Source organism: Pandoraea aquatica (assembly GCF_902459565.1).
GTDB lineage: Bacteria > Pseudomonadota > Gammaproteobacteria > Burkholderiales > Burkholderiaceae > Pandoraea > Pandoraea aquatica.
This window is the reverse complement of record NZ_CABPSN010000003.1, coordinates 102,226-118,062: the sequence shown is the minus strand read 5'-3', so window position 1 is coordinate 118,062 and position 15,837 is coordinate 102,226. Positions and strand designations below refer to the sequence as shown.

The following is a 15,837-nucleotide window of genomic DNA, read 5'->3' as shown; positions in this document are numbered from 1 at the left end:
CCCCGAAATGGAGCCCGCGATGTCTGATTCCCCGTACCGTGCCCGCCGCGAGCGAGTCATCGAACAGATGCGCAAGGCCGGTGGCGGCGTCGCCATCCTGCCCACGGCGCCGGAAGTGCCGCGCAACCGCGACAGCGACTACCCGTATCGTCACGACAGCTACTTCTATTACCTGTCGGGCTTCACGGAGCCGGAAGCGGTGGTCGTCCTCGACAGCCGTACGGGGCATTCGATTCTGTTTTGCCGCGCGAAGAACGAAGAGCGCGAGATCTGGGACGGCTATCGCTTCGGCCCGGACGCCGCACGCGAGACCTTCGGCTTCGACGCCGCCTATCCCATCGACGAAATCGACACGCGTCTGCCGCAGTTGCTGGCCGACGCACCCGCCCTGTTCTACGCACTGGGCGCATCCGCACAGCAGGACCGTCAGGTGCGTCACTGGCTGAACGCCGTGCGTGCGCAGAGCCGCACCGGCGTGTCGGCACCGTCGGCCGCGCGCGACATCCGCGGGATTCTCGACGAGATGCGTCTGATCAAGGACAGCACCGAACTGGCCATCATGGCGCGTGCTGGCAAGATTTCCGCCGACGCCCATGTGCGCGCCATGAAGGCATCGAAAGTGGGCCTGCGCGAATACCATCTCGAAGCCGAGCTGCTGTATGAATTCCGCCGCAACGGCTCGCAATTCCCGGCGTACGGCTCGATCGTCGCCACCGGTGCGAACGCCACGGTGCTGCACTATCGCGCGGGCGACGCCGAGCTGCGCGACGGCGATCTCGTGCTGATCGACGCCGCCTGCGAACTCGACGGCTACGCCTCAGACATCACTCGCACGTTCCCGGCCAACGGCAAGTTCACGCCGGCCCAGCGCGAGCTTTACGACATCGTGCTGGCCTCGCAGCAAGCCGCCATCGACGCCACGCGCGCTGGTGCACGCTTCGACGCGCCACACGAGGCTGCCGTTCGCGTGCTCGCGCAGGGCATGCTCGACACGGGCCTGCTCAAGCGCGACACGGCGGGCAGTCTGGACGACGTCATCGCCAACAAGGCCTACAGCCGCTTCTACATGCACCGTACCGGCCACTGGATCGGCATGGACGTGCACGACTGCGGCGAATACCGTGAAGATGGCCCGAACGGCGAGCGTCCGTGGCGCACGCTGGCCGCCAACATGGTGACGACCATCGAGCCGGGCATCTACGTGCGTCCGGGGCCGGACGTCGACGAGCGTTACTGGAACATCGGCATTCGCATCGAAGACGACGCCGTGGTGACTGCCGACGGCTGCACGTTGCTCACGCGCGACGTGCCGGTCGACGCCGACGACATCGAAGCGCTGATGCGCGGCTGACGCGTCACGGACTCACGGCTGATGACGAACGCACAGGTTTCCGGCAACGCCGACACCTCCGCCACCTCCACCGCTTCCGAGCAACGCGCGGCGACCGAACGGCCCGCCGCGCGTTTCGACGTCGCCATCGTGGGTGCGGGTCCGGTCGGCACGGCGCTCGCGCTGTTGCTCGCGCAACGCGCACCGCACTTGCGCGTGGCGCTGGTGGACGGGCGTGGCGCGCAAGCCAGCTACGACGACCCGCGCACGCTCGCCCTCTCCCACGGCAGCCGCGAAATTCTCGCGCGCGCCGGGGCATGGCCGCGCGAGCGCACAGCGTTGCCAAGCACACCGATTCAGCACATTCACGTCTCGCAAGCGCAACGTTTCGGCAGCACCGAGATCGACGCCCTCGATCACAGCGTGCCGGCCCTCGGCTACGTGGTGCGTTACGGCGCGCTCATGCGTGCGCTCGATACCGCGATGGCACAGTTGCCGACGCGCGTCGAGCATGCCTCGCAAGCGTCTGCGCTCAGCGTGCTCGACAGCGACGCACCGGGACTGCACCACTTCCGCCCGTATCGCGCCATCGCGCTGCGTCAGGACGCCCAGCAGGTCACCCTCACGCTTGAAGGCGCGAGCGGCGATCACGTGCACACGCTGCACGCCACGCTCGCCGTCAACGCGGAAGGCGGATTGTTCGAAGGTCAGACGGCACGGCCGCGCACGCGCGATTACGGTCAGACGGCGCTGGTCGGCTTCGTGACGTGCGAGCGTCCGCGCATCGGCTGGGCATGGGAGCGTTTTACGTCCGACGGTCCCGTGGCGCTCCTCCCGCAGGAGAACGGCTACGCGCTCGTGTGGTGCTGCTCGAATGCCGAAGCCAGCCGTCGCCGCGCGTTGGACGACGCTCAGTTTCTCGCCGAACTGCACAAGGCATTCGGCGACCGCATGGGCCGCTTTACCTCGATTACCGGACGCGCGGGCTTCCCGCTCGGTCTGAATGCGCTGGGTCAGGTGGTCGACGGCCGTGTCGCTGCCATCGGCAACGCCGCCCAGACGCTTCACCCCGTGGCCGGTCAGGGCCTGAACCTCGGCTTGCGCGACGCGTTCGACCTCGCTGACTGCCTCGTTCGCCATTCCAGCGCCGGTACGACGCATCAGGGCGTAGCAGGTCCTGCCGCACTGACCGCCTTCGCCCGACGCCGTCGCGCAGACCGGGGACTGACGATTCGCATCACCGATCTGCTGCCCCGCCTGTTCGGCATCGACGCCGCCCCGGTCGCCCTCGCGCGCGGCATGGCACTGGCCAGCCTCGATCTCGTTCCCCCGCTCAAAACCGCCTTCGCCCGACAGATGATGTTCGGCCAGCGCGGCTAACCCCGAGATCTCACGCCCCTCACCGGGCGTCTCCCGAAGTCTTTCCGGTGCAGCCCAGACGGGCCCGCCCGGAACTTTGCACATTTTTTAGGCGACGAGGGCGGGTTTTCGCAGTAAAATAGCGATCTTTTTTCCGGCTTTTCCCCTTCATCGTGCGTATCGGTCCCCACGAACTCCGCAATAACCTGTTCGTCGCCCCCATGGCGGGTGTGACGGACCGTCCGTTCCGCCAGTTGTGCAAACGACTGGGCGCGGGCTATGCCGTGTCGGAAATGGTGGCGTCCAACGCGCAGCTTTGGAAGAGCGAGAAGACGATGCGTCGCGCGAATCACGCGGGCGAAGTGGCCCCGATTTCGGTGCAGATCGCCGGGGCCGACCCCGAGATGATGGCCGAAGCCGCGCGCTACAACGTCGAACGCGGTGCGCAGATCATCGACATCAACATGGGTTGCCCGGCCAAGAAGGTCTGTAACGTTGCCGCCGGATCGGCGCTGTTGCAGAACGAGCCGCTGGTCGCCCGTATCGTGTCCGCCGTCGTCGGTGCCGTAGGTGATGTCGTGCCCGTTACGCTGAAGATTCGCACGGGCTGGGACCGCGAACACAAGAATGCGCTCACGGTGGCGCGCATCGCCGAAGAGTGCGGCATCAGCATGCTGACCGTGCACGGCCGCACGCGCGCCGACCTGTACCACGGCGACGCCGAGTACGAGACCATCGCCGCCGTGAAGGCTGCGGCACGCATCCCGGTGGTGGCCAACGGCGACATCGCTTCGGCGCAGAAGGCAAAGCACGTGCTCGAAGTCACGGGCGCAGACGCCATCATGATCGGCCGCGCGGCACAGGGACGTCCGTGGCTCTTCCGCGACATCGAACTCTTTCTCACGACGGGCGAGATCGCCTTGCCGCCGCGCGTCGACGAGATCCAGCAGATCATGAACGAACACCTCGTGGACCATTACGAGTTCTACGGGGAGTACACCGGTGTGCGGACCGCGCGGAAGCACATCGCGTGGTATTCGCGTGGCCTGCCGGGGGCAGCCACGTTCCGCCAGCGTATGAATACGCTCGACACCACGCAGGAACAGTTGGCTGCGGTCAACGCGTTTTTCGAAGAGCAGAAGGTGCACTCGGACCGCCTCTGCTATGAACAAGAATCTCCGAGGGAGCTATTAGCCGCATGAGCAAAGCAAACATAGAACAATCTGTGCGCGACAGTCTGGATATGTATTTCCGGGATCTGGACGGCGCACGGCCACACGATGTCTACGATATGGTCGTTTCCGTCGTCGAAAAACCCCTGCTCGAGTTCGTGCTCGGCAAGGCCGACGGCAACCAGTCGCTCGCCGCGGAATATCTGGGGATCAACCGCAACACGCTGCGCAAGAAGTTGCAGCAGCACGGCCTGCTGTAAGGGCTGCGGCGGCGACATTCGCCGCCCGGCCTTACCGGCCCTGTGCTAATCCGTGCCCTGTACTAATCCGCGATTAACCGCCCGTTTTTGCCGCTTCACTACCGTCCGTCATGATCAAGCAAGCTCTCATTTCCGTCTCCGACAAGACCGGCATCGTCGACTTCGCCAAGTCGCTCGCAGCCCAAGGCGTGTCGATTCTCTCCACCGGCGGCACCGCCAAATTGCTGGCTGACGCCGGTCTGAAAGTGACCGAAGTGGCCGACTACACCGGCTTCCCGGAAATGCTCGACGGGCGCGTGAAGACGCTGCATCCGAAGGTGCACGGCGGCATTCTGGCGCGTCGCGACCTGCCCGAGCACATGGCCGCCCTCGACACGCACGGCATTCCGACGATCGACCTGCTCGTCGTGAACCTGTACCCGTTCGTTCAGACCGTTGCCAAAGACGACTGCTCGCTCGAAGACGCCATCGAGAACATCGACATCGGCGGACCGACCATGCTGCGCTCGGCCGCGAAGAACCATCGTGACGTCACCGTCATCGTCGACCCGGCCGACTACGCCGTGGTGCTCGACGAAATGAAGGCGAACAACAACACCGTCGGATACACCACGAACTTCCGTCTGGCGACCAAGGTGTTCGCGCACACCGCCCAGTACGACGGCGCGATCACGAACTACCTGACGAGCCTCGGCGAGTCGCTGCGTCACGACGAGCGCTCGGCCTACCCGGCCACGCTGAACCTGGCTTACACCAAGGTGCAGGACATGCGCTACGGCGAGAACCCGCACCAGAGCGCCGCGTTCTACCGCGACATCGTCACGCCGGAAGGGTCGCTCGCGAACTACCGTCAGTTGCAAGGCAAGGAACTGTCGTACAACAACATCGCCGACGCCGACGCTGCGTGGGAATGCGTGAAGACGTTCGAAGCCCCGGCTTGCGTCATCATCAAGCACGCGAATCCGTGCGGCGTGGCCGTGGCGGCTTCGCCCGCCGAAGCGTACGCCAAGGCTTTCCAGACGGATCCGACGTCGGCCTTCGGCGGCATCATCGCCTTCAACCGCGAAGTCGACGAAACGGCTGCGCAAGCCGTCGCCAAGCAGTTCGTGGAAGTGCTCCTCGCGCCGTCGTTCACCGACGCCGCGAAGCAGGTGTTCGCCGCCAAGCAGAACGTGCGTCTGCTGGAAGTGCCGATGGGCGCTGGCGTGAATCAGTACGACTTCAAGCGCGTGGGCGGTGGCCTGCTCGTCCAGTCGACGGACTCGAAGAACGTGGCACCGCATGAACTGCGCGTGGTCACGAAGCGTCACCCGACGCCCAAGGAAATGGAAGACCTGCTGTTCGCATGGCGCGTGGCGAAGTACGTCAAATCGAACGCCATCGTGTTCTGCGCCGGCGGCATGACGCTGGGCGTGGGTGCCGGTCAGATGAGCCGTGTGGACTCGGCCCGCATCGCCAGCATCAAGGCGCAAAACGCCGGTCTCTCGCTGAACGGCTCGGCCGTGGCGTCGGACGCCTTCTTCCCGTTCCGTGATGGCCTCGACGTGGTGGTCGATGCTGGCGCGACCTGCGTGATCCACCCGGGCGGCTCGATGCGCGACGACGAAGTCATCGCCGCTGCCGACGAACGCAACGTCGCCATGCTGATGACGGGCACGCGCCACTTCCGTCACTAAGCACGGATCGCGATAAGCGTGATGAGAAAAAGGACACCCTCGGGTGTCCTTTTTTACTTTGCCCAGCCGGTGTCGAATCAGAAGTAATGCGACAGCCCCACGGCCACGCCGAGCTGATTGCTGCCTGGCACGATGCTCATTCCATAACCGGTCACGCCCAGATTCGAGCCGTTCTGATTACGCGAGAAGCCCACTTCGGCAAACAACTGCGTGCGTTTGGACAGCAGATACGCCGCGTTCGCCGCCAACAGATACGGATGCTGATTCGTCGACGTGATGTTGTTGTAGAAGATCGCGCCCGAGAGAATCACCTCCGTCACCGGACGATACTGCAATCCGGCGAAGTACAACTCATTACGTGCTGCCACCCCCGGCACATTGCTCAGATACCACTGATAACCGACATAGGGCTTGAAGTTACCGATCGCGTAGCTCGCACCGGCGGCCACACGCTGCGTCGTGTTGCCCTGCGTCGCGATGGCCGTGCCCTGCTGCTGGTCGTACACGAGTGAGACATTCAGCGGCCCATTGGCGTAACCCACCGACACGCTGTATTCCTTGCCCACGCGCCACTCGCCCGGCACTTGTCCGCCGTTGGCGATGGTACCGTCGTAGCCCGTCGAGAACAGACCGGCGACCTTGAAGCCATTGAAGTTGCCAGCGTACTTGATCGAGTTATCCGCCTTCCCCGCGAACTGCGCGTCGAGTGCGGGCAACGCATAGCTGTAATAACCGAGCGGGTCGAGTTCGAGGAATGCGTCGTAAATCAGATTTTTCTGACGGCCAACGGTCAGCGCGCCCCATTCGTTCTGTAACCCCACGTAGGCCTGACGACCGAACATCCGCCCGCCCTGCTGCAACACGCCGTTGTTCAGGTTGAAGCCGGACTCCAGCTGCATGATGGCCTTGAGGCCACCGCCGAGATCTTCCGACCCCTTGAAGCCGAAGCGGTTCTGCACCTGAGATCCGTTGCTCGCGCGCACGACCGACTGCTTGCTGCCGTTCGCACCGACCCCGGCGTTGCTGAGATATTCGACGCTGTTGTCGAGAATCCCGTAAATCTGCAACCCGTCCGCCTTGACGCCGCCTGCCGCGAGCGTCAGTGCCATTGCCATCCAAACCTTGCGTTTCATGACATTCCCTTTTTTATATTGGACTACGAATTACATTTCAAACATCGACTGCAAGTACGGCACACCCTCACGCCGCCCTATCACGAAGGTGCACCTCGGCTCCATACCTGACGCCATTGCGCAACGCCGTCATCTGCGCCAGAATCGCCAGCGCAATCTCGGGCGGCGTGCGCGAGCCGAGCGGCAAGCCGACAGGTCCATGCAATCGCTCGATCTGCGTGGTGGTCAGATCGAACATCGCCAGCCGCTCGCGCCGCGACGCCTGATTGCGATGCGAGCCAATCGCACCGACATAGAACGCCTCGGACTTCAGCGCTTCGAGCAGCGCCATATCGTCGAGTTTGGGATCGTGTGTGAGGGCCACGATGGCCGTATTGCCATCGGGACGCAGACGCACGATGAGATCGTCCGGCATCTCCTTCGTGCGTGTGACGAGTGGGTGTGTCTCCTGCGCGCAGTCGTGATCGTCATGAATGTCGCGCGGGTCGCAGATCACGATCTGATAGCCCAGCGGCAACGCCATGTGCACGAGATGCTGCGTCAGTTGCCCGTCGCCGATCACGATGATTCGCCAGCGCGGCCCAAACGGGACCGATAGCCGCGTCGGCGTATAGGCGAACGCCGCCGGTTGACCGACGCTGCGCACGCGCGCCTGTCCGGTGCGCAGATCGAGCTCGCGGACGCCGAGACGGCCGGCCGCGATGGCTGAGCACATGGCATCGAGCGCACTGCGCGGTGTGACACGTTCGATGACGAGTTCCAACGTGCCACCGCACGGCAGACCGAACCGATGCGCTTCGTCGGCAGTCAGGCCGTACGTCTGCACATGCGGACGCAGCCCCGGGCGAAAGCCGCCCGCGACCTTCGCGAGCAGATCGTCTTCGATGCAACCGCCCGAGACCGATCCGGCGACGCGTCCGCGCGGGGTCAGCGCCATCATCGCGCCGACCGGACGCGGCGCCGAGCCCCACGTGCGGGCGACGGTCGCAAGCAACACGTCGTCGCCCTGCGACTGCCAGCGCGCGATGGTGTCCAGCACCTCGGCGTCGACGCCGTCCATTACCCTTGCCCCTTGCGGATACCGTCACCCGAGTCCGCTCGGTCTGCCTGATGTAGCGCACGCGCTTCGGTCACCGTTTGCGGCAACGGCATCGAACGAGGCCGCACGCCCGTCGCGCGACGAATCGCCTGCGCAACTGCCGGCGCCATCGGCGGCAGCGACACCTCGCCACAGCCCTGTGGCGGACGATCGCTCGGCAGAATCACTGTCTCGACTTTCGGCATCTCCACGAGATACAGCAGCGGGTAGTCGCCGAAGTTGCTCTGCTCGACGCCGCCGTTCGCAAACGTGATCTGACTCTTGAACGTGTTCGTCAACGCGAACCCGATACCACCTTCGATGTTCGCGCGAATGAGGTTCGGATTGATCGCACGGCCGCAATCGACACCACACACCACGCGCTCGATCTTGAAGCGATCGCCCACGACACGCAGCTCCACCGCGACCGCAACATACGTCGAAAACGCTGCACCGCGTCCCGTGTACGTGCAGTAGCCGAAGCCGCGATGCACGCCCGCTTTCACCTTCGTCCGCCATCCGGCCGCTTTCTCCGTTTCTTCGACGACGCGTGTGGCGAGCGGATCGTGCTTCAGCAAACGCTTGCGATACTCGATGGACTCGATGCCCGCCGCGTCCGCCATCTCGTCGATGAAGCTCTCGAGAAAGAACACGCTCGACGTCGAGCCGACCGAGCGCATGAAGCTCACGGGAATGTTCGGCTGCGGTACGTCGATGCCTTCGACGCGCAGATTCGGCACGGCGTAGACGAGGTCGTAGAGCCCGTCGAGCATGGTCTCGTCGTAACCCGCCTTCTCGTAGTGATCCTTCTTGATGACGTTGTACATCGACTGCCCGGCCACGCGCAGGTGCATGGCTTTGGGCAGACCGTCGTCGCCGAGCACGGCCTGAAAGCGTCCCGATGCGCACGGCCTGTAGAAGCCGTGACGGATGTCGTCCTCACGTGAGCGGATCACTTTGACGGGCCGCCCCACCGCCGCCGACGCGACTGCCGCATGAATCACGAAGTCGGGCACGTACTTGCGTCCGAAGCTGCCGCCGAGGAACGTCGTATGCACCGTGACCTTCTCGGGCGGCACCTTGAAGATGCCCCCCAGCGCCCAGCGCACTTTGTCCTGCCCCTGAATCGGGCCCCAGACTTCGATCTCGCCTTTGTCGCGGCGCACGTGCACAGTGGCGTTCACCGGTTCCATCGTCGCGTGGACGATGTACGGCGTGTGGTATTCGCCCGTCACCACCTTGCCGCCTGCGGCGATCAGTGCGGGCGCGTCGCCGATGTTCGTGGCGACACCGCCCTTCGCCTTGACGAGCGCCTCGCGGCGCTGCGCCATGATCGTCGTGCTGTCGGCGGCGGGACCGGCTTTCCATTCGACGTCGAGTGCGTCGCAAGCTTTCTTCGCACGCCAGTAGTCGTCGGCCACGACGATAACGGCGTCCTTCGCCAGCACCACGTCGTGCACGCCCTTACGTGCCTTGATCTCGTCGCGATTGCGCACGGACAGCGGCGCACCGCCCGACGTCGGGGCCATCAGAATGGCACCGATGAGCATGTCCGGCACCTTCACGTCGATGCCGAAGACGGCCGAGCCGTCGACCTTCGACGGCGTATCGAGACGAGACACCGCGCGGCCGATCAGCGAATGCGCGGCCTCGTTCTTCAGACGCGGATGCGGATTGAGGGGCAGCTTCGCGGCCTCGGCCACCAGTTCGCCATAGCCGAGCGAGCGGCCGGACTGCGGATGCATCACGCGACCGTCACGCGTGACGCAGTTGGTCGTGCGAACGCCGAATCGGCGAGCCGCGACCGCGACGAGCGACTCGCGGGCCTGCGCTCCGGCAATCCGCAGCCGCTCGTAGAACAGCGTTGCCGACATCGATGCACCGACGAACTGCTGCAACGCTTCGTTCGCGGCGGCCGTGCGGTAGGCGTCGCGCGCCGTCACGAACTCGACGCGCACGCGTCGCCAGTCCGCGTCCAGTTCGTCCGCCAGCACTTGCGGCAAGCCGGTGTACACGCCCTGCCCGACTTCACACTGCGAGAGTCCGAGTACGGTCGTGCCATCGGCGTCGATGCGAATCCAGTCGTTGATCTCGACGAGATGGCCGTCTGCTGCGTCGGCCGCGCGGGCCTCGGGGCTTGTCAGCCACGACGCGGAGATCGGGATCAGCAAGCTGCCAGCGGCGAGCGACATGCCCTTGAGCCACTGGCGGCGCGACGATGAAGCCGGCGCCATGAGGGGCGTGTCGTTCACGGCGGATGCCGTGCGCTCAGCGTTTTGCTGCGTCATGGATCGCCTCCCGGATACGGTGATAGGTCGCGCAACGGCAGAGGTTGGTCATTGCCTCGTCGATCTGCGCGTCGGTCGGGTGCGGATGCTTGTCGAGCAGTGCGGCGGCCGCCATCACCATGCCGGACTGACAATAGCCGCACTGCGGCACGTCTTTGGCGATCCACGCCTGCTGGATCGGATGCGAGCGCGCGGGCGACAACGCTTCGATGGTCGTGATGCGTTTGCCTGCGACGGCCGAGACCGGCAGCACGCACGTGCGCGTGGCCACGCCTTCGAGATGCACCGTGCATGCACCGCACGCGCCGATGCCGCATCCGTATTTCGTTCCGGTCAGCCCCGCGGCATCGCGGATGACCCACAGCAAAGGCGTGTCGTCCTCGCCGTCGAAGACGAAGGGCCGCCCGTTGAGTTGGAATTCCATTGACTCTCCCGTTGTGACTGCTGCGTGCGGCGGAGAAACGCGCAGCACCAGCAGATGGCGAGTGAATTCTCACAACGAGGAAATTGCCGGACAACGGCCGCCCGGCCCGAAAAGGATGCCGTTCGTCCAGAGACGGGAAAACCCTCGGGCGTCCGTCGATCTCCGTTATCCGTCTATCTCAGGCAGCCGTCAGCCGCATGAGGACGTCATGCAAACCGCACGCGGACGGCGTGCGCGGCGGAGCCCATCAAAGGGAGGAGGGGGTAACTGAGGCTTAGTGGCCCAGCTCGCAGCTGCGAAGGTACTCGCGCGGCGGCAGTCCATAGCAGCGGCGAAATGCGCGCGTGAACGCCTTTTCCGAGGCGTAGCCGACCGCTTCCGCGACATCGGAAATCCGCGCGCTGGCACCCGACAGACGCTCGGCTGCCAGGTACATGCGATGGGTGGTGAGGTAAGTCATCGGCGATTCGCCGACAAGATCGCGAAAGCGTAGACAGAACTTCGAGCGCGACATGCCCGCGATGGCGGCGAGTTGCTCGACCGTCCACGGACGCTGCGGCGCTTCATGCATGGACGCGATGGCACGGCCCAGTTGCGGATCGGTCATGCCGCGCAACCAGTGCGTGCTGGCGCTACCGCTGGCTTCGAGGTACGCCCGCAGGATCTGCACGAACAAGACGTCGGCCAGGCGTGCTACGACCACACGCCACCCCGCACCGCGCTGCATCGACGCTTCGATGAATCCTGCGATGGTGTTCGTCAGCAACGCGGGTACGGCCGGGTCACCCGCGCGAATATGGATCACGGGCGGGAGCGACGCCAGCAGCGGGTTGCGCACCCGGTCGCGGAACATCACCACGCCGGTATAGAGATCGCTCACGGGACCATCCCCGCCCGCACGGAACGCCAGCGGCGTGTCCAGACGCGGCTCAATGCCCTGCGCCGACATCATCTCCTCGAAGACCACCGGCGGCTCGTCCAGCGACGAACACATCACGTGCTCGTGCCCGTGCGGCAACAGCACGCAGTCGCCCGGCTCGACACGCACCGGTGTCATGCCTGCCACGATCAGGTAGAACGGTTCCCCCATCGCCATGCGAAACGGTGCGCCGTCGAGCGCCGGTTTGCGCAGCGACCACGGCGCACCGAACGTGAAGCGGCCAGTGACGACCGCGTCCGCGCGCAAGTCGCTCAGGACGTCGCTTAACGGATCCATTGCGCCGTGCCTCGCGCAGGATAGTCGGCTTTTTGTTTCATGGGTGGAACTTCGATTTATATATGGATTACTTCGAAGTATGCCGTTTTACTGCACGGAAAAATATCGGGTTTGACCTGAGGGCGGTCGAGGTGGGGGGAAGGACGAAGGGAGACGCTAGCGCACGCCTGTGAGTCGATACCTCGACGCACAGGCGGCTCACGAGGATCAGCGACGAGCGAGGGTTGTCAGGAAGACATCTGCCGAGGTGGCGTCCGCGTGCAGTTCGCAGACGTTGGCACCCGCGCCTACTTCGTCGATGCGAAGCGCATTACCCGCAGCGACGGTCAACGTCCGGCCGTCGTGGAATGTCACACGCACCTGTCCGTACGCGCAGTAGAGGAGCGCGAGCGCATCGGCCGTGACAGGCAGCGTCCACGTCAGTGCATCGCCTTCGAGACGATGCTGCGTCAGCGAGTGCTGCCAGCCGTCGCGTCGCGTCATGACGTTGAAGTCGTCGATGGGCACGCCATCCGTCTCAAGCGCCGGCGTGCTGCTCACCGCGAGTTCTCCGCCGAAAGTGTACGGAGCGGTGCGCGTCGTCAGTGTGACGTCCGGACGCCCTTCCACGTTGAGCGTAAGTGTGCCGCCGCGAACGATGGCGAGCGACCGATCGATGCCCGCGAACACCGAGAACGGTCCCGGTACTGCGACCGTCGCGGTGCTGATACGCCAGTCGAAGCCGTCCTCGCCGGACCGACGTGCCACCGCCAGTTCCGTCGTCACGCCCTGACCGTTCTTCCACGGCATTTTCAGAAAATCGGCGGGGCCGAGTGCTTGCAGTTTCATGCGTCCACGCCTTCGTTCACGATCATTGACGCACTTCGCCGTGTCCGAACACGACGTACTTCAGACTCGTCAGCCCTTCGAGACCGACGGGGCCGCGCGCGTGCAGCTTGTCGTTCGAGATGCCGATCTCCGCACCGAGGCCGAACTCGAAACCATCGGCAAATCGCGTACTGGCGTTGATCATCACGCTCGCCGAATCGACCTCGCGCAGGAACTGCATGGCGTCGGTGTAGTTCTCCGTCACGATGGCGTCGGTGTGGTGCGAGCCGTAACGGTTGATGTGGGCGATGGCGGGTGCCATGCCGTCGACAATCTTGATCGCCAGTACCGGCGCGAGATATTCCGTCGACCAGTCTTCCTCGGTCGCCGCAATCGCGCCGCTCACGCCGGCTGCGCTCAGCGCGGCGAGCGTACGTTCGCAACCGCGCAGCTCGACCTGCTTGCTCTGGAACATGCGGGCGATGGCGGGCAGTTGATCGATCGCTTGCTGATCGACGAGCAACGTCTCCATCGTGTTGCACGTGCCGTAGCGATGCGTCTTGGCGTTCTCGCAGATCGCCAACGCCTTGACCGGGTCGGCGAGGCCGTCGACATAGACGTGGCAGATGCCGTCGAGGTGCTTGATCATCGGCACACGTGCGTCCTGCATCAGGCGCGCGATCAGGCTCTTGCCACCGCGCGGCACGATCACGTCGACGTACTCGGTCATGGTGATGAGTTCACCGACGGCGGCGCGGTCCGGCGTGCTCACGACTTGCACGGCGTCGCCGGGCAGGCCCGTGGAAGCGAGTGCCTCCGCGATGAGCGCCGCCAGCGCCGTGTTGCTTTCGATGGCTTCCGAGCCGCCGCGCAGAATGGTGGCGTTGCCCGACTTGAGGCACAGCGCTGCGGCGTCGATGGTGACATTCGGACGCGACTCGTAAATGATGCCGATCACGCCCAGAGGCACGCGCATCTGACCGACCTGAATGCCGCTCGGTTGCACGCGCACGTTGCTGATCTCACCGATGGGATCGGACAGCCCGGCGATCTGACGCAGGCCTTCGATCATGGTGCGCAGCGCCTTGTCGGACAGCGTGAGGCGGTCGATGAAGGCGGCGTCCTGACCATTGGCGCGCGCGCGTTCGAGGTCGCGACGGTTCACGTCCTGCAATTTCGCACCGTCGCGTTCGATGGCGTCGGCAATGGCGAGCAGGGCACGGTTCTTGGCGGCGGTGTCGGCACGCGCCATGGCGCGCGATGCGTCGCGGGCGCGCTGGCCCAACGATTGCATGTAGGCTTTGATGTCCGCTTTGATGTCCATATGGTGGTTCTGAGAATTCGGGATATCGGGATGTCGGGCGCGGTGGGCGGCGTTGCCGCCGTGACCGGACGCGTCGAACGGATTCAGGCGTGTGCTGGGCGCGCGGCGCGGGTGGCGCGCGCCACCGGCGGTCGCTCGCCGGCGAGCAGCAAACCGAGTTGCAGCATGCCGTCCCACGGATCGCTTGGCAGGCCCTCGGCGCGCAGGCCCTTGACCTGACGATCGAGACGCGCCGCGAGTTGCAGCGCTTGCGCGAGCATCGGCGCCGTGACGCGCCCCACCGCCTGCTCCATCAGCCGTTCGCGCGGGCCCCAGACACGGTATTCGCGCAGCAGCATGGCGAGCGGTTTGCCCGACGCCATGCCGCGTGTGATCTTGGCGAGCGTGCGGACTTCTTCGGTGAGCGCCCACAGTACGAGCGGCGCGGCCTCGCCTTCGCCGCGCAGCCCGTCGAGCATACGTACCAGTCGCGCGACATCGCCCGAGAGCACGGCTTCGCTGAGCTTGAAGACGTCGTAACGCGCCACATTGAGCACGGCATCCTGCACCTGTTCGAACGCGAGCGCGCCCGCCGGATACAGCAACCCGAGCTTCTGAATTTCCTGATGCGCCGCGAGCAGATTGCCTTCGACGCGGTCGGCGATGAATTGCAGGACCCGTCGTCCCGGCTCACCGGCTTCGACCCGTTGCCCTTGCGCGGCAAGACGCTGCGCAATCCAGTCCGGCAAACGCGCACGATCGACCGGATCGACCTTGACCGTCACACCGGCCCGGTCGAGGGACGTGAACCAGTCGGACTTGCTTGCCGTGGCGTCGAGCCGGGGCAGCGTAATGATGGTCAGCACATCGCTGTTGGCGGCGTCGGCGTGCGCCTTGAGCGCAGCCCCACCGTCCTTGCCCGGCTTGCCACCGGGGATGCGCAATTCGATGAGCTTTCTGTCGCCGAACAGCGACATCGACTGTCCCGCGTTGGCGAGCGCGCCCCAATCGAAGCTGCGCTCGACGCTGAGTACGTCGCGCTCGGTATAGCCCCCGGCACGCGCCGCCGCACGCACGCGATCCACCGCCTCCTGCACGAGCAGGCTCTCATCGCCGTAGATCGTATAGATCGGCGAGAGTGTCTTGGCGAGGTGCGCGTCGAGCGCGTCGGGGCGCAATTGCATGGCGGCGGTTTGGCTTTCCTGAACTTAGTTCTGCGGGTCCGGGCGTTATTCTTCCGGCTTGGCTTCCGGCATGGACTTCACAGCTTCCATGCGGCGGATGATCTGATCGACAGCGTCCTTCTGCATATCGCGATAGAGCAGTGAAGCCTCGGCATCACGCGCAGTCGACTCACTATCGCTATAGGGCAGATTGCGCACCAGGCGAATCGTCGTGAGCGGAATAATCGGTCTACCATCAGGCGTGACCAACTGGAAAGTGTATGCACTTCGCATTTCGTATTCACGTGCCTGACCATTCGCATCGAGGCTGACCGCCGTACGCGAGGCCTGCACGTTCACGATTTCCAGACGAGCATCCGCTTCCTTAGGCTCGGTCACCACAACCGTCCCCTTACTGCCGTAGCGGATATAGCGTGAAATATCGATGCCCATCGACCCGCCGCCCGAAATATACAGGCGCTGGAACGCGTACTCGCTCGCGCCGCGCAGCTGGAAGCCGCACGCCGACAACGTCAGTGCGCAACCCAGCAGCGCGATCCAGCCGAAAATCCTGCGCGTCACACCGACGCTTCGTTGCCCGGATGTCATTTGCACGTGATGTGCCCTC

14 protein-coding genes are annotated in these 15,837 nt (G+C 64.8%); 5 read left to right on the top strand and 9 right to left on the bottom strand.

Going from position 1 to position 15,837, the window contains the following annotated elements:
• The first annotated feature begins 19 nt into the window (after nt 1-19).
• From PAQ31011_RS11340 to purH, 5 genes are all read left to right on the top strand, one after another.
• On the top strand, nt 20-1,351 hold the full coding sequence (locus tag PAQ31011_RS11340) for an aminopeptidase P N-terminal domain-containing protein (protein WP_174990088.1): 1,332 nt from the start codon (nt 20-22) through the stop codon (nt 1,349-1,351).
• Nucleotides 1,352-1,372: 21 nt separating this feature from the next.
• Nucleotides 1,373-2,710 (top strand): UbiH/UbiF/VisC/COQ6 family ubiquinone biosynthesis hydroxylase, encoded by a 1,338-nt coding sequence (locus PAQ31011_RS11335; protein WP_150575942.1) that lies wholly within the window; start codon nt 1,373-1,375, stop codon nt 2,708-2,710.
• A gap of 152 nt (nt 2,711-2,862) precedes the next feature.
• Nucleotides 2,863-3,891 carry a tRNA dihydrouridine synthase DusB gene (gene dusB / locus PAQ31011_RS11330; RefSeq protein ID WP_039393172.1) on the top strand — a complete coding sequence of 343 codons (1,029 nt, stop codon included), beginning with the start codon at nt 2,863-2,865 and terminating at the stop codon, nt 3,889-3,891.
• Entirely contained in the window at nt 3,888-4,121 is a 234-nt protein-coding gene (locus tag PAQ31011_RS11325; protein ID WP_039393174.1) for a Fis family transcriptional regulator, read from the top strand. Before dusB ends, PAQ31011_RS11325 begins: the two co-directional genes overlap by 4 nt.
• Nucleotides 4,122-4,231: 110 nt before the next feature.
• Nucleotides 4,232-5,797 (top strand): bifunctional phosphoribosylaminoimidazolecarboxamide formyltransferase/IMP cyclohydrolase, encoded by a 1,566-nt coding sequence (gene purH / locus PAQ31011_RS11320; protein ID WP_150575941.1) that lies wholly within the window; start codon nt 4,232-4,234, stop codon nt 5,795-5,797.
• A gap of 77 nt (nt 5,798-5,874) precedes the next feature.
• Here purH and PAQ31011_RS11315 read toward each other — a convergent pair whose 3' ends face one another.
• From PAQ31011_RS11315 to PAQ31011_RS11275, 9 genes are all read right to left on the bottom strand, one after another.
• Nucleotides 5,875-6,930 carry a porin gene (locus tag PAQ31011_RS11315; protein ID WP_150575940.1) on the bottom strand — a complete coding sequence of 352 codons (1,056 nt, stop codon included), beginning with the start codon at nt 6,928-6,930 and terminating at the stop codon, nt 5,875-5,877.
• A 67-nt stretch (nt 6,931-6,997) separates the two neighbouring features.
• Nucleotides 6,998-7,990, bottom strand: coding sequence for an XdhC family protein (locus PAQ31011_RS11310; protein ID WP_150575939.1), 993 nt, complete (start codon nt 7,988-7,990; stop codon nt 6,998-7,000).
• On the bottom strand, nt 7,990-10,296 hold the full coding sequence (locus tag PAQ31011_RS11305) for a xanthine dehydrogenase family protein molybdopterin-binding subunit (protein WP_425495102.1): 2,307 nt from the start codon (nt 10,294-10,296) through the stop codon (nt 7,990-7,992). Before PAQ31011_RS11305 ends, PAQ31011_RS11310 begins: the two co-directional genes overlap by 1 nt.
• The gene (locus PAQ31011_RS11300) at nt 10,277-10,720 is read right to left on the bottom strand and encodes a (2Fe-2S)-binding protein (protein ID WP_150575938.1); all 444 of its coding nucleotides are present in this window, start codon (nt 10,718-10,720) and stop codon (nt 10,277-10,279) included. The genes PAQ31011_RS11305 and PAQ31011_RS11300 overlap by 20 nt, the downstream gene beginning before the upstream one ends.
• Nucleotides 10,721-10,994: 274 nt before the next feature.
• A complete protein-coding gene (locus tag PAQ31011_RS11295; RefSeq protein ID WP_150575937.1) occupies nt 10,995-11,936 on the bottom strand; it encodes an AraC family transcriptional regulator in 942 nt (313 codons plus the stop codon).
• A 207-nt stretch (nt 11,937-12,143) separates the two neighbouring features.
• On the bottom strand, nt 12,144-12,764 hold the full coding sequence (locus PAQ31011_RS11290; protein WP_150575936.1) for a HutD/Ves family protein: 621 nt from the start codon (nt 12,762-12,764) through the stop codon (nt 12,144-12,146).
• 22 nt (nt 12,765-12,786) lie between these two features.
• A complete protein-coding gene (locus PAQ31011_RS11285) occupies nt 12,787-14,067 on the bottom strand; it encodes a glutamate-5-semialdehyde dehydrogenase (protein ID WP_150575935.1) in 1,281 nt (426 codons plus the stop codon).
• 83 nt (nt 14,068-14,150) lie between these two features.
• Nucleotides 14,151-15,230: a DNA polymerase III subunit delta gene (holA, locus tag PAQ31011_RS11280; protein ID WP_150575934.1), complete on the bottom strand. Its 1,080-nt coding sequence runs from the start codon at nt 15,228-15,230 to the stop codon at nt 14,151-14,153.
• Nucleotides 15,231-15,275: 45 nt separating this feature from the next.
• On the bottom strand, nt 15,276-15,791 hold the full coding sequence (locus PAQ31011_RS11275) for an LPS-assembly lipoprotein LptE (RefSeq protein WP_174990087.1): 516 nt from the start codon (nt 15,789-15,791) through the stop codon (nt 15,276-15,278).
• Nucleotides 15,792-15,837 lie beyond the last annotated feature (46 nt).

What these genes read in the sequence shown, in the direction of transcription:
- holA (WP_150575934.1), bottom strand. Translation starts at nt 15,230, where the DNA reads ATGCAATTGCGCCCCGACGCGCTCGACGCGCACCTCGCCAAGACACTC.
- purH (WP_150575941.1), top strand. Translation starts at nt 4,232, where the DNA reads ATGATCAAGCAAGCTCTCATTTCCGTCTCCGACAAGACCGGCATCGTC.
- PAQ31011_RS11310 (WP_150575939.1), bottom strand. Translation starts at nt 7,990, where the DNA reads ATGGACGGCGTCGACGCCGAGGTGCTGGACACCATCGCGCGCTGGCAG.
- PAQ31011_RS11295 (WP_150575937.1), bottom strand. Translation starts at nt 11,936, where the DNA reads ATGGATCCGTTAAGCGACGTCCTGAGCGACTTGCGCGCGGACGCGGTC.
- PAQ31011_RS11300 (WP_150575938.1), bottom strand. Translation starts at nt 10,720, where the DNA reads ATGGAATTCCAACTCAACGGGCGGCCCTTCGTCTTCGACGGCGAGGAC.
- PAQ31011_RS11340 (WP_174990088.1), top strand. Translation starts at nt 20, where the DNA reads ATGTCTGATTCCCCGTACCGTGCCCGCCGCGAGCGAGTCATCGAACAG.
- PAQ31011_RS11325 (WP_039393174.1), top strand. Translation starts at nt 3,888, where the DNA reads ATGAGCAAAGCAAACATAGAACAATCTGTGCGCGACAGTCTGGATATG.
- PAQ31011_RS11335 (WP_150575942.1), top strand. Translation starts at nt 1,373, where the DNA reads ATGACGAACGCACAGGTTTCCGGCAACGCCGACACCTCCGCCACCTCC.
- PAQ31011_RS11290 (WP_150575936.1), bottom strand. Translation starts at nt 12,764, where the DNA reads ATGAAACTGCAAGCACTCGGCCCCGCCGATTTTCTGAAAATGCCGTGG.
- PAQ31011_RS11305 (WP_425495102.1), bottom strand. Translation starts at nt 10,296, where the DNA reads ATGACGCAGCAAAACGCTGAGCGCACGGCATCCGCCGTGAACGACACG.
- PAQ31011_RS11285 (WP_150575935.1), bottom strand. Translation starts at nt 14,067, where the DNA reads ATGGACATCAAAGCGGACATCAAAGCCTACATGCAATCGTTGGGCCAG.
- PAQ31011_RS11315 (WP_150575940.1), bottom strand. Translation starts at nt 6,930, where the DNA reads ATGAAACGCAAGGTTTGGATGGCAATGGCACTGACGCTCGCGGCAGGC.